Origin of the sequence: Thauera aminoaromatica, assembly GCF_000021765.1 — a bacterium.
Taxonomy (GTDB): domain Bacteria; phylum Pseudomonadota; class Gammaproteobacteria; order Burkholderiales; family Rhodocyclaceae; genus Thauera; species Thauera aminoaromatica.
Genome location: NC_011662.2, coordinates 2,073,390 through 2,098,885 on the forward strand (window position 1 = coordinate 2,073,390; position 25,496 = coordinate 2,098,885).

Genomic DNA, 25,496 nt, shown 5'->3' on the forward strand with positions numbered 1-25,496 from the left:
CATCCTCGCGCGTTCTCCGCTTCGTCTTCCCCGTCACCGCCTCCACGCCCGCGCCGGCGATCGTCTACGTTCCCTGAAAGTCCAGCAGCCCGCTCTCGCGCCGGGTCGCCTGCAACACGCCATGCTCCAGCAGGCCCTCGCGTTCGGCCACCAGGCTGAAGGCCTTGCGGGCGCGCGTGATCGCGGTGTAGATCAGCTCGCGCACGAGCACGTTGCCGCTCTGCGCGGCGAGCACCAGCACCGTGTGCTCGAACTCCGAGCCCTGGCTCTTGTGCACCGTCATCGCAAACGCGGTCTCGACATGGGCGAGGCGGCTCGCCGCCACCGAGCGCAAGGCCTCGCCGTCGAGGAAGTGCACCCGCAGGCCGCCGCTCTCGAGCGCCGGCAGGGTGATGCCGATGTCGCCGTTGAAGACGCCGAGCGCGGGGTCGTTGCGGGTGACCATGACCGGGCGCCCGGCGTACCAGGTCCCGCGTGGCGACAGCAGACGCGCGCGCGCGAGCGCGTGCTCGATCGCGCGGTTGAGCCCGGCCATGCCCCAGTCGCCTTCGCGCACCGCGCACAGCACGCGGAAGCGGTCGAAGGCGTGCAGGATCGCCGTCGCCCACGCTGCGTGCGCCTCGGCGTCCTTGCCTGCCGGTCCGCGTGCGAGCAGCTCCAGATAGTCGCGGTAGCAGGCGGGTGCGCCCCTGCGGCCGCCGAGCGCGAGCGCGATCACCGCCGCCACCGGTCCGCCCTCGACCCCGTGCAGCGCGCCGCTCGCATCCTCGCGCAGCAGGCGCGCGGGCAGGGCCGGGTCGCGCGCCGCGTTGACCGCGTGCGCGAGCGCGCCGATCGGCCCCTCGAAGCGCCGGCTCTCGCGCAGCATCACGGTGTGCTGGGCGAGCGCGGGCGCCTTGTCCGTGGGCTCCAGGTAGCGCGTGGGCAGGGCCTCGCCGGTGGTGGCGAGCAGGTAGCGTGCGGTCTCGGCGTCGTAGCGTCCGTCCGAGGCGTCGCGGCAGAGGTCGCCGAGCACCGCGCCGGCCTCGACCGACGCGAGCTGGTCCTTGTCGCCGAGCAGCACCAGTCGCGCGCCGTGCGGCAGGGCTTCGAGCAGGGCGGCCATCATCTCCAGGTGCACCATCGAGGCTTCGTCCACGATCACCACGTCCACGTCGAGCGGATTGCCGGCGTGGTGGCGGAAGCGCCGCGTGTCGGGACGGGCGCCGAGCAGCGCGTGCAGGGTGCGCGCGGCGCCGATGCGGCGGGTCAGCGCGGCGAGGTCGAGGTGGCCGCCCAGGCTGCGCTGGAGGGCCTGCAGCGAGCCGTCGATGGCCTGGCGCAGGCGCGCGGCGGCCTTGCCGGTGGGGGCGGCGAGCGCGATGCGCAGGCGCTCGGGCGCCGGGTGGGTGGCGAGCATCAGCGCGAGCAGGCGCGCGGCGGTGTAGGTCTTGCCGGTACCGGGGCCGCCGGTGAGGATGCTCAGGCGCCCGCGCAAGGCGATCGCGCAGGCGAGCTTCTGCCAGTCGACCGCCGCCTCGTGGGCCGGAGTGCCGGGCGCGGCCGGAAAGAGGCGGTCCAGCCAGGTGCGCGCACGCGCCTCGTCGACCGGCTCGGGTTGCGCGCAGCGCGCCGCCACCGCGGCGGCGACACTGCGCTCGTACTGCCAGTAACGGCGCAGGTAGAGCCTCGGTGCGGTGTCGGGTCCGTCCACCAGCAGGGGCTGGCCGAGTTCGGGGTCGTGGCCGATGCGGCGCACCACGGGGCTTTGCTGCAGCGCCGCCAGCCAGGCGGCGGAATCGGCGGGCAGGTTCTGCCACAGCGCGGCGATCGCCGCTTGGGCCTCCATCGGCCAGGCCAGCAGATCCTGGTCGGTCGCGGCGAGCGGGGCGAGCGGCAGGCAGCTATGGCCGCGGCCCTCCATGCGCGCCAGCACCGCTGCGCCCACCAGCAGCGCGGGCGGCGCGGCGGGGTCGAGGCTGGCGATGAAACGGGCGAAGGCGCTGTCGAGCTGGCGCAGCAGGCCGGCGTCCGTCCAGGCGTCGAGGGTGGCGAGGAGGGCGTCGGTCGGCGCGGAGGGCGCTGTCGCCGCGTGTGGCGCCGCGGCAGGCGAGGGCGAAGCGTGGATGGGGCTCATGCCAGGGAAGCCTCGTCGGCGAGCAGGTGGTCCAGGGTGTCGAGCAGCTCGATCAGCGCCGGCGTGGCCGGGATGGCGTATTCGCCGCGCGCCGGCCCGTCGATGCCACGCAGGAAGAGATACAGCGCGCCGCCGAGCTGGCGGGCGGGCTCGTAGGCCCCGCCCAGGCGCGCGCGCAGCAGGCGATGCAGCGCGAGCAGGTAGATCGCCGCCTGCACGTCGTAGCGGTGATGCGCCATCGCCGCCTCGAGTGCGGCGCGGTCGTAGGCGCTGCCGTCCTCGCCCAGGCTGTTCGACTTGTAGTCCAGCACCCAATAGCGCCCGTCGTGTTCGAACACCAGGTCGGCGAAGCCCATCAGCATGCCGTGCAGTTCGCGCTGCGGCAGTGCGGGGCGGGGCTGGGCGTGGAGCAGGTGGCGCCGACACAGCGCGTCCACCGCCGTCGCCTGCAGGTGAGCGGAGGGCAGCCAGAACTCCATCTCGGTGATCAGCACGCGCAGGTCCTGCAGCGCCGCGTCCAGGCTGGGCAGGCGGGCGCCGAGCAGGGCGCGCATCCACTGCACAAGCTCGTCGGTACGCTCGCCGTGGCCGGCGCGCTCGCAGCGCCGGCGCAGCGCGGCCTCCAGGCCCTCGTTGGCGCCGAGCGCGAAGCCTTCCGCGGCGAGCCATTCGAGCACGTCGTGGAGGAAGTCGCCGGCGAAGGCGCCGCGCGGGAAGCGGTGCCAAGGCGGCCGGTCCGTGTCGGGGGGGGCGAGGGCGAGGCCACCGTCCGCACCGGATGGCGCCAGTGCGGCATCCTCCTCCAGGCGGACGAGCGCCTCGTCGGCCGCCGGGCGGCGGACGTGGACCGGCAGGATGCGGGCGGCCCCGGCCGCCTCGGCCTGGCCGTAATCGTCCGCCGCCAGGGGGGCTGCCGAGCCGGCTTCATCGGGCGCCGCGGCGAAGAGGTCGGCGGTGGTGCCGCGTGCGGGCGCCGGTGGCGCGCTTCCGGCGCCCGGCAGGGCGACCATCTGCGCCGGATCGATGTCGCGCACCAGCGCGGAGAAGCTGCCGAGCGACCAGCGACGCTCGAAGTCGGCGCGGTAGGGCGCGCTGTCCTGCAGCGGCGGCAAGGCCTCGCGCCGGCGCAGCAGGGTGTGCGCCTCTTCGGGCGGCGCGGCCTCGAGCGCGATGCGGGTGCGGCCGTCGGCCTCCGTGCCGGTCGCGCCATCCTGCGCGGCGGCTGTCGCCAGCGCCTGCAGCGGGGCGAGCCAGGCGGCCTCGTCGAGCGCAGCGCCGCCCGCGAGCAGGTGCCCGGGCGCGCTGCGATGGGTCTGGCAGGCCTTGCCCTTGCCGATCCTGACCGCGGCGAAGCCCATCCACAGCGCGTGGCGCGCGCGCGTCAGCGCGACGTAGAACAGGCGCAGGTCCTCGCGCAGGCGCTCGGCCTCGGCGCGTTCGAGGTCGGCGTCGTCGTAGTCGAGCGCGAGCCGCCGCCGCCCGCTGGCGTCGGCGAGCTTGAGGTAGCGCGCGGTCCTGCGCTCCACCGCGCGGAAGCTGGTGGCGAAGGGGAGGCAGACCACGGGGTATTCGAGACCCTTGCTCTTATGCACCGTGACCACCTTGACGAGGTCGGCGTCGCTCTCCAGGCGTACCACCTGTTCCTCGCCGGCGCGGCTGCCGCCGGCCTCGATCGTCATCGCCAGCCAGCGCACCAGCGCGGTCTCGCCCTCGAGCGTGGCGCCGGCCTGCTGCAGCAGCTCGGCCAGGTGCAGGAAGTTGGTGAGCCGGCGCTCGCCCTCGGGCTCGGCCAGCCAGCGCGCGGGCAGGTCGAGCAGGTGCAGGCTGCGGCGCAGCATGGTGAGCACGCCGAGCTCGCGCCAGGCGACGTGCAGCGCGCGGAACTGCTCGCTGCGCGCGTCGAAGGCGGCGTCCGAGCTCGCCAGCCGGGCCAGTTCGGGGATCGACAGGCCCACCGTGCGGGTGGCGAGCGCGGCGCGCACGAGGCGGGCGTCGAGCGGCGAGGCCACCGCGCGCAGCCAGTGCAGCAGGTCGTGCGCCTCCGCGCTGGCGAAGACCGAGTCCTTGTCCGACAGATAGACCGAGGCCAGGCCGCGCCGGCGCAGCGCGCGCCGCACCTCCGCGGCCTCGCGCCCGCTGCGCACGAGCACCGCGATGTCGGCCGGGCGCAGGCGCTGGAATGCCTTGCCGGGGGCCTGGAAGCCGGCGTGCTCGTCGTTGAGCCAGCCGACGATGCGCTCGGCGCAGCGCGCGGCGAACAGGCGGCGGATCTCGCCGGCGCTGCGCAGCGTCAGGTCATGGTGGATGAGCAGCGCCGGGGGCACGCCGCCATCGGCATGGAAGACCTCTTCGCGCCCCTGCGCCGCCACCGCCTCGAAGGGCAGGGCGTTGTCCGCCCCGTCGCGAAAGCCGAAGGCGCCCGCGCCCGGGCGGTCCTCGGCCTGGGCGAACCAGGCGTTGACCGCGCCCACCAGCGCGTGCGCCGAGCGGAAGTTGGTGCCGAGCATGTAGTGCCGGCCGGCGGTGGCGCGGCGGGCCTGCAGGTAGCTGTAGATGTCCGCGCCGCGAAATCCGTAGATCGACTGCTTGGGGTCGCCGATCAGCAGCAGCGCGCTGCGCGGGTCGTCGTCGGCGGCGCGGTAGAGCGCGTCGAAGAGGCGGTACTGCAGAGGCGAGGTGTCCTGGAACTCGTCGATCAGCGCCACCGGGTACTGGGTGAGGATGCGCTCGCGCAGGCGCGCGCCGTGCGGCCCGGCGAGGGCGCGGTCGAGACGGTCGAGCAGGTCGGCGAAGCCGAAGCTGCGCGCCTGGCGCTTGAGCTCGGCGAGGCGCTCGCCGACCCGGGTGGCGGCGTGGATGCGTAGCGCGGTGCGCGGGTCGGGTAGGGCGTCGTGGTCTTCGATCAGGCCGGCGAAGGCGGCGAAGTGCTCGGGCAGCACGGGCGCCGGGGCGTCGGCCTTGCGCGCCTCGAGCAGGCCGTCTGGGGTGAGGCGGTGGCGGGCGCTGTCGGGGAGCTCGAGCCTGCGGTCGAGCGGGTTGCGCGCCCACTGTTCGAGCGCCTCCAGCCAGGGCGTGTAATAGCGCTCGTGCAGCTTGGTGCGATTCCACAGCTTGGCCTTGGTGGCGAGTTCCTCGTCCAGCCAGTCCTTCATGGCGCGCGCGCGCTCGGCCCAGCCACGCGAGAGCGCCACCCGCGCCCGGCGGTGCGCGCCGCCGACGCGCCCGATCAGCGCGGCCAGGGTTTCGCCACCGGCCGAATCGCGCCGCACGCCGTCCTGGTCGCCGGGATCCGCGCTCCGATCCCGGTCCCCGCCGTCATCCCGATCCGCGCCCTGCAGCGGTTGGCCGACGAGCGCGCGCATGTCCTCGACGAGGGCGTGCACGTCGGCCCACTGCGCGAGTACGAGCTCCAGCGCCTCGCCGGCGAGCGGGTAGCAGTGCTGGCGCCAGTAGTCCTGCGCGGCCTCGGTCAGCAGCACGCTCTCGTCGGCGGCGAGCTCCTCGTCGAAGGGGTTGCCGCTGTCGAAGGCGTGTTCGCGCAGCATGCGTTGGCACCAGGCGTCGATGGTGAACACCGCCGCGTCGTCCATGGCCGCGGCCGCCATCGCCAGGCGCCAGGCGGCGTTGCGGCGCGCGGCCGCGTCGGGGTAGGCAGCGCGCAGTTCGTCGAGCAGGGGGTCGGGTGCGCGGCCCGCATCTTCGTTGCGGAACCAGGCCGCAGCCTCGCGCAGGCGCTCGCGGATGCGCTCGGAGAGCTCGCGCGTGGCGGCGCGGGTGAAGGTCATCACCAGGATCTCGGCGGGCAGCAGCGGACGCGCGAAGGCGGTGTCGGCGTCGCCGTGGCCGAGCACCAGGCGCAGGTAGAGCGCGGCGATGGTCCAGGTCTTGCCGGTTCCGGCGCTGGCCTCGATGAGGCGGCTGCCGCGCAGCGGAAAGCAGGCGGGGTCGAGGCGGTGGCTCATCGGGCAGACTCCTGGGTCTCGGGTGCCGGGTGGGGGACGGCCTCGACGTGGCTGTCCATCCATTCGAGCAGCGGGCCGTAGAGCGCGCGCGCGAGGTGCTCGAAGCGGCCGTCCTCGATCAGCGCGGCGTAGTCTGGATAGCAGCGTGCGAGGCTGGCCTCCTCGACCTCGCCGCGCCGGTGCTCGCTGCCCTCGTAGGCTTCGGCAGGCTTGCCCTCGCCGACGAGGGCGAGCGCGGTGCGGGCCGCCACCGGCAGCGGCTCGCCCAGGCCCGCGATCCAGGCCTCGATCAGGCGGGCGAGCAGGGCGCGCGCGACGGCGGGGTCGGTGGGGACGATGTGGACGGTGGCGTCGCGGCCGACCAGCAGGCCGCCGCTCGGGCTGTCCGCCGCGGCGGCGAGCAGGCTGCGCACCCAGGGCAGCAGCAGGCGCCAAGGGCGCAGCGTGCCCTTGTCGGCGTCTTCGAGCAGGCGGCCAGGGTCGTGGGCGAGCCACGAGGGTAGCGCGTGCTCGTCGGCGCGCACGCGGTGGTCCAGCCAGTCCTCCATGAGCGCGCCGGCATGCGCGAAGCGCAGGTTGCCGCGCTCGGCGTCGAGGGGATGGCTGGCGCGGACCAGCCGCCACGCGCGCAGCAGCGGCAGCACGGCCTCGCCGAGTGCGGCGCGGGCGCGCAGGCCGAGGCCGCCGATCGGCAGTCGGCCGGCGCGCTCGATGCGTCCGAGCTGGGCCTCGACCGCGGCTTCGAGTGCGAAGGCGTGCAGCTCGGGTGGTGGCAGCAGGGCGAGATCGGCGAGTACCGCGGCGGCGAGTTCCTCGACCAGGCCGTGTTCCTCGAGACCGTCGAAGCCGAAGGCCTCGTCGTCGGGCAGGGCCTCGTCCACGTCCTCGTACACCACGCCGAGGCGCTCGCGGAAGAAGACCTTGACCGGGTTGCGCAGGAAGGCGGCGAGCGCCGCGATGGTGAGCGGGACCGCCGGGTCGGGGACGAAGGGGGGCAGCGGCGGGGAGGCAGCCTCGCCGCGCGTGGGACGAGTTGCGCGGCCCGTGGCTTCGCGGTTCGCCTGCCCGTCATGCGACGGCACGGCATCGTCCTGCGCTGCCGCCTCGACGTGTGCGGCGCGCCACTCGCGCGCGTAGGTGAGCAAGGGCGTGCCCGGCTCGAAGTAGCGCCGGCTGAAGGGCTGCAGCGGGTGCTCGACGGTGCGTTCGGCCACCACCGCGGGTGACCAGCCCGCGGCGAGGTAGTCGCGCAGCTGGGCGACCAGCACCGAGGGCGGCTGCACGCTGTTGTCGCGCACGTTGCGCCCGCACCAGCTCAGGTAGAGCACCCGGCGGGCCGAGAGCAGGGCCTCGAGCATGAGCTGGCGGTCGTCGTCGCGGCGGGCGCGGTCGCCCGGGCGCTGCTGGCCCGGCAGGGCCATGAGGTCGAAGTCGCTGCGCGGGCTGCGGCGCGGATAGTCGCCGTCGTTCATGCCGAGCAGGCAGACCACCTCGAAGGGGATCGCACGCATCGGCATCAGCGTGCAGAAGGTGACCCCGCCGGCGCGGAAGCGCTTGTCGAGCGCGGGGCTCTCGAGCGCGGCGAGCCAGGCCTCGGCGGCGACGGCGAGCGGCAGCTCGGCCTCGAAAGCGGCCTCGTCGCAGGCCTCGAGCCAGCGTTCGAGGGCGTCGTCGAGCGCGGCCAGGGTCTGGCGGTCGGTGTCGTCCACCGCACGCACCAGGTCGGCGAGCAGGGCGCGCAGGCGCTGGGTCCAGGCCGCGGGCGTGGCGGGTCGGCGGCTGTCGGCCTGCCAGCGGATCAGGCGCTCGACCAGGTGGGCGAGGGCGCCGGCGAGCTCGGCGTCGAGGCCGCCGACCTCGTCGTAGGGCTCGATGCCGGCGAAAGGCGCGTCCGTCGTGACCTCCGAACGCCCGGCGGCGTAGCCCATCAACATGCGGCGCAGGCCGAAGAGCGCGCTGTTCTGCTCGCCGCAGGCCTGCAGGCCGAGCCCTGCGCGGTGACGCGCGTCGAGGCCCCAGCGGATGCCGGCGCCGCGCATCCACCCGGTGAGCCGTGGCAGCCCCTCCTCGGCAAGGCCGAAGCGGGCGGCGATGGCGGGCACGTCGAGCAGGGCGCCGAGGTCGGACAGCCGGCAGCGGTCGTGCCGGATGCGCAGCAGCCACTCCACCGCGCCCATCAGCGGGCTGCTCGCGCGCGCCGACAGGTCGGCGATGTCGAAGGGGATGTGGCGCGGGTCGTGGCGGCCGTACTGGCCGAAGACCGCGCGGATCGCCGGCGCGAAGTCGTCGATCGAGGGCACCATCACGACGATGTCGCGCGGGCGCAGCGGCTTGTCCCCGGGGGGCCGGGCGAGCAGGGCGAGGAGCTGGTCGTGGAGGATCTCGAGCTCGCGCACCGGGCTGTGGGCGAGGTGGAAGACGATGGAGCGGTCCTCGGCCGGCACCGGCGGGTGCGGATGCTCGGCGAGCGGGGTGAGGTCGCGGATGTGGCGCTGGACCTGGACGAGCAGGGTGGGCTGGGCAACGTCGTGGGTGTCCTGGTCGTCGTCGAAGAGGTCGATGCGGGCGAGCGGGAAGCGCGCGCGCGTCTGCTCGGCGTCGTCGAAGGCGTCGAGCTGGCGCACGAAGTCGCGCGCCTGGCGACCCCAGGCGGCGAGGAGCGGGTGGGCGTGCAGGTGCATCGCGTCCAGCCCGACGTCCTGCAGCTCGCGGCCGTCGCGCAGCGGCTGGCGGCGGCGGGCGATGCGCAGCCACTCGCGCCCGTCCAGGATGTCGGCCCAGTGGAAGCGGCAGGGGTTGGGGATGGCGAGCAGCACCTGGGCGTGGCGCGACAGCGCGGCGAGCAGCTGCAGCGTGGGCAGCGGCACGTGGGTCATGCCGAAGAGCACGACGCGGCGCGGCAGCGCGGCGGCCGGGTGCAGGGCGGCGTCCTCCGCGATCGCGTCGAGCGCCGCGAGCACGCGGTCGTGCAGTTGCGGCCGGGTCAGCGCGCGCTGCTGCGGGTCGAGCTCGTCGACCACGCGCTGCCACAGCCGTGCCTGCCAGCGCTGGTCCTCGGGCAGCGGGGTCTCGCCGCGGCCGGCGAGTGGAGTCTCGCCGCGGCCGGTGAGTGGAGTCTCGCCGCGGCCGGCGTCGGGCAGCGCCTCGCGCCCTTCTCCCCAGGCGTCGAGCCAGTCGGGCCGGTGCACCTGGTACTGGTCGTAGAGGTCGGCGATGCGCAGCGCGAGCTGGAAGCGGCGGCCGGGGTCGTTATCCGCGAGGTAGCCGGCGACCGGCGCGAAGCCGGGTTCGGCCAGCACCTCGGGCAGCAGCCGCATCAGCCGCCAGGCGAGCGCGGTCTTGTCGAGCGGCGAGCGCGCCGGGACCTGCGCGCGCCCGAGCACCTGGCGGTAGGTCTGCCACTGGAAGCGCGCCGGCAGTTGCACCGCCGCCGCCGCGCATACCCCGGCCCGGCGCGCGATTGCCATCTTCACCCATTCCGCCATGCCGTTGCTCTGCACCAGGATCACCTCGGATTCGAGGGGGGCGAGCGGATGCTGCGCCAGCCAGCCGGCGACGGTGTCGAGCAGGGTCTCGATGCGGTTGCCGTGCAGGGCGATGAAGCCGGGGGGGAGGGAGGCGGCGGGGGCAGGGGCGGTCATCTTGGAGGGCATCGTTCAGTGCGCAGCCGTGCGGGATGGTTTGGCGTATTCGTCCGCATGCGCCGCGAGTCGTGCGCAGATTATGCCTCGTCCCACCGGACCGGCTGGGGGCGGCGCAGTCCGGTGCATCGCGACTCGCGTCGCTCCTGCGGAGAGTCGTGGCGTGACGGCAAGAGCCTTGATCGCGACTTGCGTCGCTCCTGCGGAGAACTGCTGCGACTGCGGAGGTCGTTGCAGGCGCGACGCGCGTCGCGATCACATGCGCCGCGCGTACGCTTCGCCTCAAGCGCCTTGACGCTTCCGCCTCCGAATCTTCACACCGTCGTAACGTCGCCTCGTTATAATTCAACAATTCTAAAAATGTTGATCAGTAGGGGTGCGAGATGAAAGTCGGCATCAACGGCATGGGTCGGATCGGTCGCCTGGCGCTGCGCGCCGCAATGGGCGCGGCGGAGCGGCAGGCGGACGACCCGCGTGCGGACAATCGCCTCGAGGTGGTCCATCTGAACGAGATCAAGGGCGGCGCGGCGGCGAGCGCGCATCTGCTCGCCTTCGACAGTGTGCAGGGACGCTGGCGGGCGGACATCCGCGCCGACGGCGAGGACGCGATCCGCATCGACGGCCGGCGCCTGTCCTTCTCCGCCCACGCCAGCCCGGCCGACATCCCCTGGGGCGAGCTGGGCGTCGATGTCGTGCTCGAATGCACCGGCAAGATCCTCACCCCCGAGGCGCTGCAGGGCCACCTCGACCGCGGCGCCAGGCGCGTGATCGTCGCGGCCCCGGTGAAGACCGGCGGCGTGCTCAACATCGTCGTCGGCATCAACCACGAACTCTACGATCCGGCGCGCGACCGCATCGTGACGGCGGCCTCGTGCACCACCAACTGCCTCGCGCCGGTGGTCAAGGTCGTGCATGAAAACCTCGGCATCCGCCATGGCCAGATCACCACCATCCACGATCCCACCAACACCAACCTGGTGGTCGACGCGCCGCACAAGGACCTGCGCCGCGCGCGCAGCTCGCTGCTGAGCCTGGCGCCCACCACCACCGGCAGTGCCACCGCGATCGCGCTGATCTACCCGGAGCTGAAGGGCAAGCTCAATGGCCACGCGGTGCGCGCGCCGGTCCTCAACGCCTCGCTCACCGACTGCGTGTTCGAGCTGCGGCGCGCGACCACGGTGGAGGAGGTGAACGCGCTGTTCAAGGCCGCGGCGGAAGGCCCGCTCGCCGGCATCCTCGGCTACGAGGAGCGCCCGCTGGTGAGCATCGACTACGCGCGCGACACGCGCAGCGCCATCGTCGACGCGCTGTCGACCATGGTGACCGACGGCACGCTGCTCAAGGTGTACGCCTGGTACGACAACGAGATGGGCTACGCCTGCCGCATGGTGGATCTGGCCTGCCACATGGAAGCCGTGGGCCTCTGAAACATGAACGAGCCCCCACGCGCGCTGCGTTCGCTGCCCCCCGAGGGGGCTGGATCCTCCGTGGGGCGGCCCGGCGGAGGCCCGCAACACGCCGCGCGCAACTACGCCGTCGTCACCGCCGCCTACTGGGGCTTCACGCTCACCGACGGCGCGCTGCGCATGCTGGTGCTGCTGCATTTCTATCGCCTGGGCTACTCGCCGTTCACGCTCGCCTTCCTGTTCCTGCTCTACGAGGCGGCCGGTGTGCTGGCGAACCTGGTCGGCGGCTGGCTGGCGACGCAACACGGCATCGCGCGCATGCTGGCGGTGGGGCTGGTCACGCAGATTCTCGGCTTTGGCCTGCTGTCCGCGCTCGACCCCGGATGGACAGCAACGATGGCGGTGGCCTGGGTGGTGGTGGCGCAGGGCATCTGCGGCGTGGCCAAGGACCTGACCAAGACGGCCAGCAAGTCGGCGATCAAGCTCACTCAGGCCCAGTTCCAGGCCGAGGCCAACGAGCAGGGCGCGGGCCAGCTCTTCAAGTGGGTGGCCTGGTTCACCGGCAGCAAGAACGCGATGAAGGGCATCGGCTTCTTCCTCGGCGGGGTGCTGCTGGAGGTGCTCGGCTTTCGTGGTGCGCTGTGGGCGATGGCGGGCTTGCTGGCGTTGGTGCTCGCTGGCGTGCTGCTGGCGCTGCCGCCGATGATGGGCAGGAAGAAGGCGTCGGGCTCGGTGCGCGAGCTGTTCGCCAAGAGCCCCGGCATCAACGCGCTGGCCGCGGCGCGCGTGGCGCTGTTCGGCGCGCGCGATGTGTGGTTCGTGGTCGGGGTGCCGGTGTTCCTGTACTCGGCGGGGTGGACCTTCACGATGGTCGGCACCTTCCTCGCCGGGTGGACGATCGCCTACGGCCTGGTGCAGGCGCTGGCGCCGCAGATCGTCCGCCGCAGTGCCGATGGCCTGAGCCGCGAGGTGCCGGCGGCACGGCTGTGGTCGGCGCTGCTGGCGCTGATTCCCGCCGCGCTCGCGGTGGCAGTGTGGCTGCAGGTGCCCGGCCTGGAGTGGGTGGTGGTCGGCGGCCTCGGCCTGTTCGGCTTCGCCTTCGCGGTCAACTCCTCGGTGCATTCCTACCTGGTGCTGGCCTACGCGGGCTCGGAGAAGGCGGCGGAGGACGTCGGTTTCTATTACGCTGCGAACGCGCTCGGGCGCTTCATCGGCACGCTGCTGTCGGGACTGCTGTACCAGTGGGGCGGCTTGCCGTACGCGCTCGTCGGCTCGGCGGCGATGCTGCTGGGGTGCTGGCTGGTGACGCTGGCGTTGCCGCTCGAACGCCATGACGCCGCCCGGGCGGCCCCCTGACTCCGCTTGACGAAGAGATCCGAATGGACAAGAAAGCCGCAGTTTCCGCCTTCGAGGCGCTGTCCTCGGGCATCCGCCTGGATGTGTTCCGCCTGCTGGTGCGTGCCGGGCCGCAGGGCAGGGTGGCCGGCGAGCTCGCCAGCGCGCTCGGTCTGCCGCCGACCAACCTGTCCTTCCACCTCAAGGCGCTCGCGCAGGCGGGGCTGGTCTCGGCCGAACAGGAAGGGCGCTTCCAGCGTTATCGCGCCGACATGGCGCGGATGCGCGGGCTGATCGCCTACCTCACCGAGGAATGCTGCGGCGGTGCGCCCGCACTGTGCGGGCTGGATGGCAGCGCTTCCACGACCGGATCCACCACGCCCGCCGCGCGCCACGCGGCGGGCCAGACACGACGACCGGGGTCTTCCATGTCCGACGAGTGCTACAACGTGCTCTTCCTGTGCTCGGCCAACTCGGCGCGCAGCATCATCGCCGAGGTCATCCTCAACCGGATCGGCCAGGGCCGCTTCAAGGCCTGCAGCGCCGGCAGCGCGCCGCGCGGCGAGGTGCACCCGATGACCCTGCAGGTGCTGCAGGCGCAGGGCTACGACACGAGCCTGCTGCGCAGCAAGAGCTGGGACGAGTTCTCCGATGCCGATGCGCCGCAGATGGACTTCGTATTTACCGTGTGCGACACGATCGCCGGCGAGACCTGCCCGGTGTGGCCGGGTCAGCCGCTGACCGCGCACTGGGGTGTGGCCGACCCGGTGAAGGCCGAGGGCGGCGAGCAGCGCCGGCTCGACGCCTTCAGCCTGACGCTGAACCAGCTCCTCGATCGTCTGCGCCTCTTCACCAGCCTGCCGCTGGCCACGCTCGACCGCCTCGCGGTCCAGCACGAGATCGACCGCATCGGCCAGATGCCGGCCGCAGTGGAGGCCTGAGATGGGACTCTTCGAGCGCTACCTCACCGTCTGGGTGGGGCTGGGCATCCTCGCCGGGGTGGGCCTCGGGCTGCTCGCGCCCGGGGCCTTCCAGGCCATCGCCGGGCTCGAGTTCGCGCAGGTGAACCTGGTGGTGGCGGTGTTCATCTGGGTGATGATCTACCCGATGATGATCCAGATCGACTGGCACGCCGTTCGCGATGTCGGCAAGAAGCCGCAGGGACTCGTCCTGACCCTGGTCGTGAACTGGCTGATCAAGCCCTTCACGATGGCGGCGCTCGGCGTGCTGTTCTTCCAGCACCTGTTCGCGCCCTGGGTGGATCCGGCTTCGGCCAGCGAGTACATCGCCGGCATGATCCTGCTCGGGGTGGCGCCGTGCACGGCGATGGTGTTCGTATGGAGCCAGCTGGTGAAGGGCGACCCCAACTACACCCTGGTGCAGGTGTCGGTGAACGATCTCGTCATGGTGTTCGCCTTCGCCCCCATCGCCGCCTTCCTGCTCGGCGTCACCGATCTCGTCGTGCCGTGGGAGACCCTGCTGCTGTCGACCGTGCTCTACGTGGTGCTGCCGCTGCTCGCCGGCATGGCGACGCGGCATGTGCTGGAGCGTCGCTCGGCGCAGGCGGTGGCCGGGTTCGTCGCTCGCCTCAAGCCCTGGTCCATCGTCGGTCTGATCGCCACCGTGGTGCTGCTGTTCGGTTTCCAGGCGCGCACCCTCGTGGAACAGCCGCTGGTGATCGGCCTGATCGCCGTGCCGCTGCTGGTGCAGAGCTACGGCATCTTCCTCATCGCCTATCTCGCCGCGAAGGTGATGAGGCTGCCGCACGAGGTCGCCGGCCCGGCCTGCCTGATCGGCACCTCGAATTTCTTCGAGCTCGCCGTGGCGGTGGCGATCTCGCTGTTCGGGCTGAATTCGGGGGCGGCGCTGGCGACCGTGGTCGGTGTGCTGGTGGAGGTGCCGGTGATGCTGTCGCTGGTGGCGATCGTCAATCGAACGCGGCATTGGTTTCCGTCCGCGGCAGGGCCGCAGGCGGCTCTCGACCGACCGGGTGGCGCGCGTGGCTGAGCGAGGCGTCGAGCTGCCGCGCGCGGGAGCGCCGGCGTGACCGTCCCCTGCCTGCTCGACGCCTGGTCGGCGCACGAGGCCGAGCTCCTGCGCTACCTGCGCCATCACCTCCGCCAGCCGGGAGAGGCCGAGGACCTGCTCCACGACCTCTTTCTCAAGGCGGTGCGCCAGCGCGAGCGCTTCTGCGCCGTCGGCAACCCTCGTGCCTGGCTCTTCGCGGTGGCGCGCAACCTGGTGATCGACAACGCGCGACGCACGCACGCGAGCGTGCCCCTGCCGGACGATCTCGCCGCGCCGGCGCCCGACCTCGCGAGCGAGGACGGCCCGGCGCCGGTCGACCTGCTCTCGGCCTGCCTGCCGCGCGTCCTCGGCGAGCTCGCCGCGGAGGACCGCGAGGCGATCGAGCGCTGCGACATCGGCGGGATGACGCAACAGGCTTTCGCCGAACTCGAGGGCCTGTCGCTGTCGGGCGCCAAGTCGCGCGTGCAGCGCGCACGGCAGAGGCTGCGCGCGCAGCTGCTGCGCGCCTGCCAGGTGCAGCTCGACGAGCACGGGAAGGTGTGCTGCTTCGTGCCGCGCCCGCCGCTCTAGCCCCCGCCTGCATCCCCCGCCTGCATCCCGCACCTGCGCCTGCATCCTTTTCACCACTCGTGCGTCTTCATGGTTGGAGCCGCTTGCCGGCGACCGCGCAGGCGACTAGGTTTCGTCTTTAGGTCGATCCGATCGCATGGCGGGATGCAGGTTTCTCGAGCTGGAGTTCGTGTCATGGATGCGTTGTCTTCCTGGGTCCTCCCCGTCTTCTATGGCGGCTTGGGCAATCTGGCCGCCTATCTTGCGGCGCACGTGCTGCTGTGCCTGCTGCCGGCCTTCTTCATCGCCGGCGCGATGTCGGCGCTGATCCCGAAGGAGACCATCACCCGCTTCCTCGGGCGCAACTCCAGCAAGACCGTGTCCTACCCGGCGGCTGCCGCGGCGGGCTCGCTGCTGGCGGTGTGCTCGTGCACCATCGTTCCGCTCTTTGCCGGCATCTACAAGAAGGGCGCGGGCCTCGGCCCGGCGATCACCTTCCTGTTCTTCGCCCCGGCCGCCAACATCCTCGCGCTGGTCTACACCGGCGGCATCATCGGGCCCGACCTCGCCGTCGCGCGCTTCCTGCTGTCGCTCACCTTCGGCATCGGCATCGGCCTGATCATGGCGCTGCTCTTCCGTGCCGACGACGCCGCGCACGACCTCGCCACCGACAGCGCCTTCGGCGCGCAGGGGGCGGGGATGGGGCGGATGGCGCTGGTGTTCCTGTTCGTGTGGGTGGCACTGCTGCTGGCCGGCACGCTGAAGCTGGACGTGCTGACCGGGACCTACCTGAACTTCCAGCTTCCGATCGGCGACGCGCAGGGCTGGCAGGCCGCGCTCGACCGCCTGGTGCCCTACGACGCCGCCAAGGGCGAGGAGGGCGTGTCGGTGCAGGGCGTGGTGCTGATCGCGCTGCTGGCCTCGATCGGCTATGCCGCCTGGCGCGGCCTGGAGAACATCGCCGACGGCGCCAACGCGTGGACCTGGGTCAGCCTCGCGCTGATCGCGGCGACGCTGCTGGTGGCGGCGCTGGCGGTGCAGCCGGTGGATGGCGGGCTGCGCATCGGACTCACCGGCAAGTTCTTCGCCGTCGCCGCCGCGCTCGCGGCGCTGGCTTTCATCGTGCGCCACCGCCTGAGCGAGGACGAACTGCGCGACTGGCTGTGGGAATCCTGGCGCTTCGTGAAGCAGATCTTTCCGCTGCTGGTGGTCGGCGTGTTCGTGGTCGGCATGATCCGCGTGCTGATCCGCCCGGAGTGGATCGAGATGCTCGCCGGCACGAACTCGCTCACCGGCAACCTGGCCGGCGTGGTGTTCGGCGTGTTCATGTACTTCCCGACCCTGGTCGAGGTGCCGATCGCCAAGATGTTCCTCGAGCTCGGCATGCACCGCGGCCCGCTGCTCGCCTACCTGATGTCCGACCCCGAGCTGTCGCTGCAGAGCATCCTGATCATCTCGGCGATCATCGGCCGCAGGAAGACCTTCAGCTACGTCGGCCTGGTGGCGCTGTTCAGCGCCGCCGCCGGCCTCATCTACGGCGCCTGGATCGACGGCGCTTCGTTGTTCTCGCTCGCGCTTTACCTGGCGGGCTTCATCGCGGTGCTTGCGGTGTTGCTGGCGGTCGCCAGCCGGCGCGCGACCGCCTCTACCCTCAAAGGAGTCTGATCATGCTCGACATCAAGGTTCTCGGCCCGGGCTGCGCCAACTGCCGCAAGCTCGAAGAGATCGTGCACGAGGCCCTCGCCGCCACCGGCGTGGAGGCGGAAGTCACCAAGGTCACCGACATGGGGCAGATCGTCGCCTACGACGTGCTGAAGACGCCCGGGCTGGTGATCAACGAGAAGCTGGTGTCGTCGGGGAGGATTCCGACCGCGGCGACGATCGCGGAGTGGATCCGCGCGGTGGGGTAGGCGCCGTGCTCGACATGCCGTAACGCGTCGAGCACGGCCTCTTCAGCGGATGAGCGGGGCCGCTCAGGCGGAGCCTTCCCCCGCCAGGCTCGCGCTGTCGATCACGAAGCGGTACTTCACGTCGCCCCTCAGCATGCGCTCGTAGGCCGCGTCGATCTGTTCGGCGCGGATCATCTCGATGTCGGCGACGATGCCGTGCTCGGCGCAGAAGTCGAGCATCTCCTGGGTTTCGGGGATGCCGCCGATCATCGAGCCGGCGAGCTTGCGGCGCTTCATGATGAGGTGGAAGACCTGTGGCGAGGGATGGGGCGAGGCCGGCGCGCCAACCAGGCTCATCGTGCCGTCGCGCTTGAGCAGCGCGAGGTAGGCGTCGAGGTCGTGGGGGGCGGCGACGGTGTTCAGGATGAAGTCCAGCGACTTGCGGCGCGCCTTCATCGCGTCCTCGTCGCGCGACACCACGACCTCGTCGGCGCCGAGCGCGAGCGCGGCTGCACGCTTGGACTCGGAGCTGGTGAAGGCGACCACGTGCGCGCCGAGCGCGTGGGCGAGCTTGACCCCCATGTGGCCCAGCCCGCCGATGCCGACGATGCCCACCTTCTGCCCGGGGCCGACCTTCCAGTGGCGCAGCGGCGACCAGGTGGTGATGCCTGCGCACAGCAGCGGCGCCACCGCGGCAAGCTGGGCTTCGGGGTGGCGGATGCGCAGCACGTAGCGCTCATGCACCACGATGCGCTGCGAGTAGCCGCCCAGGGTGTGGCCGGGGGCGTCGGCAATGGGGCTGTTGTAGGTGCCGACCATGCCGTCGCAGTAGTTCTCCAGGCCGGCGTCGCAGTCCTCGCAGTGCTGGCAGCTGTCGACGATGCAGCCCACGCCGACGAGCTCGCCGGTCTTGAAGCCCTTCACGTGTGCGCCCACCGCCGACACGCGGCCGACGATCTCGTGGCCGGGCACGCAGGGGTAGAGCGTGCCCGGCCACTCCGAGCGCACCTGGTGGAGGTCGGAGTGGCATACGCCGCAGAAGGCGATCTCGATCTGCACGTCGTGCGCGCCGGGCGCGCGGCGGGTGATTTCCATGGCTTCGAGGGGCTGGTCGCCGGCATGGGCGCCATAGGCTTTGACGGTCATCGGGGGGGCCTCGGGTTGGGTTGCGGGATGATAACCAGAGAAAGCCTTCCGGCTCCGGTGTTGTCCCCAGCCGATGGGGAAAGGCATGTGGGCGGGGCTGTGGACAAACGCGCGCAAGCCTCGAGGCACAAGGGTTGCGGGCGATTGCCTCATTGTGAGGCAGAAGGCCCCCGCCACCTCCGGCGGGCCCGACGGTTCTTGCCGGAGCGAGGGGAGGCGGGATCGTGGCTTGCAGCCTGCGCGATCGTTGGCCCGCACGCCGTATCGCGACTCGCGTCGCTCCCACAGCCAGTGCCGCCGTGCCCGGTGGCCCGGCGGTTCTGTAGGAGCGACGCAAGTCGCGATGTCCACGTCTGTTCTACGGGACTGCGGCTTGGGGGCGCTCGGGTCGGCCGATGCCGTAGTAGTGCCAGCCGGCGGCGCGCAGGCGGTCCGGTGGGTACAGGTTGCGCCCGTCGGCGATGACCTTGGCCTGAAGCAGGGACGCCATCTCGTCGAAATCGGGCGCGCGGAACTGCTGCCACTCGGTGCAGATCGCCAGCGCGTCCGCGCCTTCGAGCACGCTGTACTTGTTGCTCGCCAGCGCCAGGTCGGCGCGCGGGCCATAGAGCCGCCGCATCTCGTCCATCGCCACCGGGTCGTAGGCCTGCACGCGCGCGCCGTGTTGCCACAGCGCCTCGATCAGGCTGCGGCTGGGGGCTTCGCGCAGGTCGTCGGTGTTGGGCTTGAAGGCGAGGCCCCAGACCGCGATCGTGCGTCCGGCGAGTCCGCCGGCGCCGCCGAAGTGGTCGGCGAGCTTGGCGAACAAGGTGTTCTTCTGGCGCTCGTTCACGGCCTCCACCGCCCGCAGCAGCGGCGCGTCGTAGCCTACCTGCTCGGCGATGCGACCGAGCGCCCGGACGTCCTTGGGGAAGCACGAGCCGCCATAGCCGCAGCCGGGGTAGATGAAGTGGTAGCCGATGCGCGGGTCGGCGCCGATGCCCTTGCGCACCTCCTCGATGTCGGCGTCGAGGCGCTCGGCGAGGTTGGCGAGCTCGTTCATGAGGCTGATGCGGGTGGCGAGCATCGCATTGGCGGCGTACTTGGTGAGCTCGGCGCTGCGCACGTCGGTGAACAGGGTGCGCTCGTGGTTGCGGTTGAAGGGCTCGTAGATCTCGCGCATACGCTCCTGCGCGCGCGCCGAGCGGGTGCCGACGAGGATGCGGTCGGGCTTGAGGAAGTCGGCGACCGCCGCGCCCTCCTTGAGGAATTCGGGGTTGGAGACGACGTCGAAGGCGACCGTCTCGCCGCGCTCGGCGAGTACCTGCGCGATGCGCTCCTGCACCTTCCCGGCGGTGCCGACGGGTACGGTGGATTTGTTCACGATCACCCGGTAGCCCGGCATGTGACGGGCGATCTCCTCGGCGACCGCGAGCACGTACTGCAGGTCGGCTGAGCCGTCCTCGTCGGGCGGGGTGCCGACGGCGATGAACTGCACCTCGGCGTGGCGCACCGCCTCGGCCGCATCGGTGGTGAAGCGCAGGCGGCCCTCGGCGAGGTTGCGCTCGACGATCGGCTGCAGGCCGGGCTCCCAGATCGGGATGGTGCCGGCGCGCAGCTGGTCGATCTTGGCCTGGTCGACGTCCATGCACAGCACGTCGTGGCCGACTTCCGCGAGGCACGCGCCGCTGACCAGGCCGACGTAGCCGGTACCGAAAATGGCGAGCTTCATGAAGGACATCCCTGTTTGCGCGAATGCGCCAGAAGCTAGGGAGTCCGCGTGAAGCGGTCGTGAAGCTTGCGTGAAGGGGAGGTTGCGAAGCGCCCCGGGAGCGCGTCGGTCGCCGCATCGGCGGATTCGCGGCTTGCGCCGCTCCTACAAAGGATGCGTCGAGTTACGCGGGAATGCCAGGCGCGGATTCTGCGGCCGAGCTCGGGAGCCGCATCGGCCGCGTGCCGGTTCATGCAGGCGCGGCGGCAGGCGCGAATTCGGCGGTCGGGCAACCGATGCAGCTCACCCTCCCGATCGCCGAATTCGCGCCTGCCGCCGCGCCTGCAGCTTAGTTCTGGATGGCTTCCAGCGAGACGGTGATGGTCACGTCGTCGCCCACGTGCGGGGCAAACTTGCCGGCGTTGAACTCGCTGCGCTTGATCACCGTGCTGGCGTTGGCGCCGATGGTGTCCTTCTTGAGCATCGGGTGCGGCATGGTGACGAAGTGGCTCACCTTCAGCGTCACCGGCTTGGTCACGCCCTTGATGGTCAGCTCGCCGTCGATGGTGGCCGGCTTGTCACCGTCGAAGCTCACCTTGGTCGACTTGAAGGTGGCGGTCGGGTACTTGGCGGTGTCGAGGAAGTCCTCGCCCTGGATGTGGCCGTTGAAGGTTTCGTAGCCGGTGTTTACCGACTTCATGTCGATGGTGATGTCGACCGCGCCGGTCTTCGCTTCCTTGTCCAGCGTCACGGTGCCGGTCGTCTTGTCGAACTTGGAGAGCTGGGTCGACAGGCCGAAGTGGCTGTACGAGAAGCTCGGGAAGGTGTGGGTGCCATCGACGACGTAGGTCTGGGGCGCGGCCAGCGCGGGCGAGGCGGCAGCGGCGGAGACGAGGAGGGCGGCGGTGAGGCGGGCGATACGGTTCATGTGGTGGTCCTTTGTGGAGGGCAGATGGGTGGAACGGAAGGGTTGGAACGATGGCGCGGGAACGATGCTGCCCGGCTGCCGCGGCTCAGCGTGCCGCGGCGGTGATGCGGAAGCGGATCACGACGTCGTTGGCGACCACGTCGAAGGCCTTCCAGGCGCCTTCGCCGATCGAGAAGTCGCCGCGCCGGATGGTCAGGGCGCCCTCGAAGACGCCGCTGCCGCCCTGCGGGGTGAAGGTGGCGGGGACCACGACGTCCTTCGTCGTGCCCTTGATGGTGAGCTTGCCGGCGACCTCGTACTGGTTGCCGCCGAGCGGTTTCACCGTGCTCGACTCGAAGCGCGCGACCGGGAAGCCCTTGGTGTCGAACCAGGTCTTGCGGGCGACCTCGTCGTCGCCTTCCTCGCTGCCGGTGTCGACGCTGGCGAGCTCGACCTCGATGCGGGCCGAGGCGGTTTGTGGCGCGGCGGGATCGAAGCGCAGCGCGCTGGCGAACTTGCCGAAGGTGCCCTGCATCGCCACCCCCATCTGCTGGTAGTCGAAGGCGATGCGGCTCTTGTCGGGCTGGACCTCGCCGTATTCCACCGCGTGGGCGGTGGTCGCGGCGAAGGCGAAGGAGGCGAGCAGGGCGAGGGCGATGCGTTTCATGGCGCGGGTTCCTGTGTGCGATGGAGGAGGCCGGTTCAGCCCCGGCGGCGCGGCAGCATGCGGGTCAGCACGTCGTCGCGGTCGATGAAGTGATGCTTGAGCGCGGCGCCGACGTGGCCGAGCAGTACGGCGATCAGCGTGAAGTTGAGCGCCACGTGCACGGTCTCGAGCAGATTGCCGAGCGCCTTGTCCTTGGCGAGCAGGTCGGGCAGCGGCAGCACGCCGAACCACACCGTCTGGAAGCCCTTGGCCGAGCTCATCAGCCAGCCGCTGAGCGGGATCGCGAGCATCAGCAGGTACAGCAGGTGGTGGCCCGCATGCGCGGCCAGGCGCTCGATGGCCGGCATGTGCGCGGGCAGCGCCGGCGGGCGGTGGCCGATCCGCCAGGCCAGGCGCACCAGCACGAGCAGGAACACCGTCACGCCCGCCCACTTGTGCCAGGAGTAGAGCTCCAGCTTGGTGGGCGACAGGTCCAGACCCGTCATGTAGAAGCCGAATCCGAGCATGCCGAAGATCATCAGCGCGATGAGCCAGTGCAGCAGCTTGGCGGTGGCGGTGTAGTGCGTGTCCATGTGCTTGGTCCTTCGGCCGTCGATCGGGGGCGCCGGCCAGATGTTCGTGTTGGTTGCACTTTAGACTCATCCACAAGGCTTAAACAGCCGAAGTCGGGCAAAGGTTCGTTGCTGATTTGGCAACAATTGAGCCTGTTTTCCGCCGAGGCCGGGCCTCGGGTTGCGCGATTCGCTCCCTCCGAGCGGGGGATGGGGTCGGGGCGCTTTCACCTCCCGCCCTCTCCGCGAATCAGAAGATCGTCTCCCCCAGCTGCCTGATCATCGCCGCCGGATCCACCTCGGGGACCTGGAACTCGAGGTCGTCGAGGGAGAGGTCGAAGGGTTCTCCCTCACGGTAGGTGACGGGGAAGCGGACGCCGAACTCGAGGCCAGAGCCGAGCTCATAGGCGGCGAGCTCGATGCGCTCGTCGTAGAGGCTGGCGCCGAGCACGGTGACGGCGACGTAGCCGGAAACGTCGAAGCGGAAGCGCGGCTGGGCGTGGAGCGCGGCCTCGGCGTCGATCTCGAGGCCGCGCGAGGGCATCCAGTCGATGCGCACGCCAGCCTCGGCAGCCCCTGCGATGCCGAGGGCGCCGCCGATCTCGAGGCCCCCGGTGGCACTTGCGCCGGTGATGCCGAGGCCGACGCCGGCACGCGCGCCGAGCCGCAGGCCTGCCTGCGCCGGAACCTCGAGGTGGGCCTCGCCGGTGACGTGGGTGTCATCCTCGTGTGCGGGGTTGTATTCGATGCGGACAGCGAGCCGGTCCAGTGCCCCGGGGCCGACGCTGGCGTTGGCACTGAGATTGCCGCCGACCTCGGCGACCACGCCGGGGACGATGGGGATCTGCGTCGACATGCCGAACAGGCGCTTGTCGTACTCCAGCCGGGAGAAGATCTCCAGCGAATCGGGCAGGGCGATCTCGCCGGACACGGTGAGCTCGCCGTCGGGAGCGACCCGCAGGCCCGCGCTGCCCTGCAGCCAGGGGGCGATCCGCACGGTCGCGGAGCCGCTGCCGTAGACCACGATGGGCGCATCCGGAGCGCTGGGCGGGCCGCCGGGGCTCCCGTCCGCAGCGACGGCGCGGTTGGTGGCGCCGACGCTGAGCTGGCCGGAGAGCATGCCGCGGCGGAAGGCGCCGGAGAAGCGCGCGTCGAAGGCGCCGTCCGCATAGGTGACGGCGAGCTCCGCGTCGACGCCGGGGATCGCAGGCTGAGCGGTGCCGCTCGCCGCGACCTTCCACTCGCCGTCGGTCTGCGCGCATTCGACGTGCAGGGTGCCGGAGCGGATGGCGGGGTTGGTGGCGAGGGCGACGTCGCCCGCGAGCTCGAGTCCGCCCTCGCCCTGGCGGATCGCGATCGAGGCCTGGCTGAGACCGGGCACGGAGAGTTCGGCACTGCCGTTGAACGACCAGCGCCCTTCATCGACACGGACCGAGGCGGTCGCGCTGCGGATGCCACGGATCTTGTCCGGGGTATCGATGCCGATCGTGCCTTCGGCGCCCAGGCGACCATCACGCCACCAGGCGCGGACGCGAGCGCGGTCGAAGAGGGCGGGATCGAAAGTGAAGCCGCCCTCGAAGGCGACGCCCCCGCCGGTCGAGACCGAGGCGCCGAGCTCGCCGCTGCCTGCCCCCTCGATCGAATACAGGATGTCGCCTCCCACGCCCAGTCCGCGGGTGGTCGAATAGAAGACGCTGACCCAGGCGTCGTCGATCGTCGTGCGCGGGATCGGCAGGCTGACCTGTTCCGGACCGTAGTCGAGCGCGAAGCCGAGCTCGCGTCCGCGCAGTTGCACCGTCAGCGGAGCTGCGAGGATGGGGATCGAGGGCGTGAGCGTGCCCTCGGCGTACAGCTCGCCGTCTTCGGTGGAGATGCGGGTGAAACTCACCGGGCTGAGATGGCGGTACTCGAGATCGAGGCCGGGAAGCGCCGACGGGTAGCCGCGGTACTCGCCATCGCCCTGGAGCGAGATCGTGATCGCAGGATTGGCGGGTTGCCAGTCGGCGGGCAGGTCCCATTCTGCCGAGAGCGTACCGACGGGGCCGTCGGGCGTGCCGGTAAGGTCGGTGAGCGCGATCGCCGTGATGCGCAGGCCGGCGAGCGCGCGCGCCTGGGTGGCGCCGATCGTGGGCGCGGCACCGGGGCTGTGGCGGAAGCGGCCCACGGCGATGCCGCCGGGGGCGGCGCTGAGGATGAACTCCTCGGCGCTGCCGGCGCGGTCGCCGTCTTCGGCGGCGGTGGGGGCGCTCGCGGTGCCGAGGGTGTGGGCCTGCTCGATCTCGGCCCTGGTCCACCACGCCGAGCCCGTCGCCGCCGAGCCCGCGCCGGTTGCTGCGACGCTGGTGAAGACGAGGTCGTGTCCGCGCAGGAAGCTTGCTCGGTCGGGTCGAGGCTCCAGGGTATCGAGGAAGCCGTCGAGCTTGCGATAGATGCTGCTGCGGATCGTGCCGCCCGAGCTCGAGTTCGAGGGCTGGTCGAGGAGCTCCATGTTCTCGACGCTGTTGCCCACCCCCGAGCCCATCTGGCCGGAGACCTGCAGTTCGACGATGTGGTCGACCTGGAAATCGCGCCTGCGGCCCTCGCGGTCCCATTCGGGGATGCGCAGCAGGGTCTGCAGCTCGGACAGGCGTTTCGACGTCGTACGTGCGCCGCGATGCAGTTTCAGGCGTACGCGGCCGCTGGGGTCGGCGGGAACCGGGATGCCGCGTTCGGTCAGGCGTTCGCGCACGGCGTCGGCGCCGACCTCGACCTGGCGGCTCCATACCGAGCGCTGGTCGGCGCCCTCGCGTCCGTAGCCACGCACGCGCTTGAGCTGGTGCGCCTGCGCGAGGCCGCTGTAGAGCGGCAGGTGGCGCGCCTTCACCGCGGGGATCTCGAGGCGATCCAGTGCGGCGAGGGCGGCAGCGCTGCGCTCGGTCTCGTGGTAGCGGGCCGGAGGGGGCGGTTCGATCGCGCGCGCGAGTGTCGCCGCGGCCTGGCCATCCTGCTGCACGACGTGGGCGAGTTCGTGCGCGAGGAGGTGACGCCCCTCCTCGGTGTCGGAGGCGACGGTGCCCGGTGCGAGGTAGATGTCGCGCCCCGACGTGAACGCGCGTGCGCCGAGCGCAGCGGTGAGGCGCGCCGCTTCGGCGTCCGAATGGAGGCGCACGTCGGCGAAGTCGCGACCGAAGTGGTCCTCGAGCGGGGCGCGGGCATCGGCCGGCAGCGGATCGCCGCGCCCGCGGCGCGCTTCGACACGGCCGGCGGCATAGGCGGGAAGGCGCGCGGAGGGCGAGTTCGCGTCGGCGGAGGCGGAGGCGGATGCGGGTGGGGGGGTGGAGCCGACGTTCGCAGCCGAGGACGCGCCCGCGCTGTCTTCGGTGCTGCGGGTCGGTACTGGCGCGGGGGCCGAGTCCGGCGTCGGATGGGGCGAGTTCGTCGGGGCGACGGCGGCGGCGTGCGCCTCGGCCTCGCGCTCGATGTTCTCGCCGGGCTGGCTCACGCGTGCGGGGGGACGTGCGTAGGCCGGCATGGACGGTGGAGGCAGGCGGCTCGCGGCCGTCGCGGGTGCCGCCGGGCCGGCACGGCCGGTCGTGGCTGCAGGTCGGGTGGCCGGCGCGGGCCGTTCGG

The 25,496-nt window shown here is 71.7% G+C and carries 16 protein-coding genes; 7 read left to right on the plus strand and 9 right to left on the minus strand.

Annotated elements, in window-relative coordinates; translation table 11 throughout:
- Window positions 1–64 precede the first annotated feature (64 nt).
- From recD to recC, 3 genes are read right to left on the minus strand one after another with little or no spacing between them, the layout of a single operon-like run.
- A complete protein-coding gene (recD, locus tag TMZ1T_RS09150) occupies window positions 65–2,116 on the minus strand; it encodes an exodeoxyribonuclease V subunit alpha (RefSeq protein WP_004319516.1) in 2,052 nt (683 codons plus the stop codon).
- Window positions 2,113–6,078: a UvrD-helicase domain-containing protein gene (locus TMZ1T_RS09155; protein WP_012585219.1), complete on the minus strand. Its 3,966-nt coding sequence runs from the start codon at window positions 6,076–6,078 to the stop codon at window positions 2,113–2,115. Before TMZ1T_RS09155 ends, recD begins: the two co-directional genes overlap by 4 nt.
- Window positions 6,075–9,719 (minus strand): exodeoxyribonuclease V subunit gamma, encoded by a 3,645-nt coding sequence (gene recC / locus TMZ1T_RS09160; RefSeq protein ID WP_041589640.1) that lies wholly within the window; start codon window positions 9,717–9,719, stop codon window positions 6,075–6,077. The genes TMZ1T_RS09155 and recC overlap by 4 nt, the downstream gene beginning before the upstream one ends.
- A 383-nt stretch (window positions 9,720–10,102) precedes the next feature.
- Here recC and TMZ1T_RS09165 point away from each other — a divergent pair, with 383 nt between their 5' ends.
- The 7 genes from TMZ1T_RS09165 to TMZ1T_RS09195 all read left to right on the plus strand — a co-directional run bounded on the left by TMZ1T_RS09165 (window position 10,103) and on the right by TMZ1T_RS09195 (window position 16,947).
- Window positions 10,103–11,146: an ArsJ-associated glyceraldehyde-3-phosphate dehydrogenase gene (locus TMZ1T_RS09165; protein ID WP_004308542.1), complete on the plus strand. Its 1,044-nt coding sequence runs from the start codon at window positions 10,103–10,105 to the stop codon at window positions 11,144–11,146.
- Window positions 11,147–11,149: 3 nt separating this feature from the next.
- Entirely contained in the window at window positions 11,150–12,481 is a 1,332-nt protein-coding gene (gene arsJ / locus TMZ1T_RS09170; protein WP_012585221.1) for an organoarsenical effux MFS transporter ArsJ, read from the plus strand.
- A 23-nt stretch (window positions 12,482–12,504) separates the two neighbouring features.
- Entirely contained in the window at window positions 12,505–13,401 is an 897-nt protein-coding gene (locus TMZ1T_RS21780) for a metalloregulator ArsR/SmtB family transcription factor (protein ID WP_012585222.1), read from the plus strand.
- 1 nt (window position 13,402) lies between these two features.
- The gene (arsB, locus tag TMZ1T_RS09180; RefSeq protein WP_004308547.1) at window positions 13,403–14,467 is read left to right on the plus strand and encodes an ACR3 family arsenite efflux transporter; all 1,065 of its coding nucleotides are present in this window, start codon (window positions 13,403–13,405) and stop codon (window positions 14,465–14,467) included.
- A gap of 36 nt (window positions 14,468–14,503) precedes the next feature.
- Complete coding sequence (locus TMZ1T_RS09185; RefSeq protein WP_004308549.1) at window positions 14,504–15,058, plus strand: sigma-70 family RNA polymerase sigma factor; 555 nt, start codon at window positions 14,504–14,506, stop codon at window positions 15,056–15,058.
- Window positions 15,059–15,232: 174 nt separating this feature from the next.
- Window positions 15,233–16,702, plus strand: a complete 1,470-nt coding sequence (locus TMZ1T_RS09190; RefSeq protein ID WP_012585223.1) for a permease — start codon at window positions 15,233–15,235, stop codon at window positions 16,700–16,702.
- Window positions 16,703–16,704: 2 nt separating this feature from the next.
- Window positions 16,705–16,947, plus strand: a complete 243-nt coding sequence (locus tag TMZ1T_RS09195) for a thioredoxin family protein (RefSeq protein ID WP_012585224.1) — start codon at window positions 16,705–16,707, stop codon at window positions 16,945–16,947.
- A gap of 63 nt (window positions 16,948–17,010) precedes the next feature.
- Here the strand turns inward: TMZ1T_RS09195 and TMZ1T_RS09200 are convergent, their stop codons facing one another.
- The 6 genes from TMZ1T_RS09200 to TMZ1T_RS09225 all read right to left on the minus strand — a co-directional run bounded on the left by TMZ1T_RS09200 (window position 17,011) and on the right by TMZ1T_RS09225 (window position 25,398).
- A complete protein-coding gene (locus TMZ1T_RS09200) occupies window positions 17,011–18,072 on the minus strand; it encodes an NAD(P)-dependent alcohol dehydrogenase (RefSeq protein WP_012585225.1) in 1,062 nt (353 codons plus the stop codon).
- Between the two features lie 358 nt (window positions 18,073–18,430).
- On the minus strand, window positions 18,431–19,783 hold the full coding sequence (locus TMZ1T_RS09205; RefSeq protein WP_004308556.1) for a UDP-glucose dehydrogenase family protein: 1,353 nt from the start codon (window positions 19,781–19,783) through the stop codon (window positions 18,431–18,433).
- A 328-nt stretch (window positions 19,784–20,111) separates the two neighbouring features.
- Window positions 20,112–20,690 (minus strand): YceI family protein, encoded by a 579-nt coding sequence (locus TMZ1T_RS09210; protein ID WP_004308558.1) that lies wholly within the window; start codon window positions 20,688–20,690, stop codon window positions 20,112–20,114.
- 85 nt (window positions 20,691–20,775) lie between these two features.
- Entirely contained in the window at window positions 20,776–21,336 is a 561-nt protein-coding gene (locus TMZ1T_RS09215; RefSeq protein ID WP_004308560.1) for a YceI family protein, read from the minus strand.
- 35 nt (window positions 21,337–21,371) lie between these two features.
- Window positions 21,372–21,908 carry a cytochrome b gene (locus tag TMZ1T_RS09220; protein ID WP_004308561.1) on the minus strand — a complete coding sequence of 179 codons (537 nt, stop codon included), beginning with the start codon at window positions 21,906–21,908 and terminating at the stop codon, window positions 21,372–21,374.
- 229 nt (window positions 21,909–22,137) lie between these two features.
- Window positions 22,138–25,398, minus strand: a complete 3,261-nt coding sequence (locus tag TMZ1T_RS09225) for an eCIS core domain-containing protein (RefSeq protein ID WP_012585226.1) — start codon at window positions 25,396–25,398, stop codon at window positions 22,138–22,140.
- Between the last annotated feature and the right edge of the window lie 98 nt (window positions 25,399–25,496).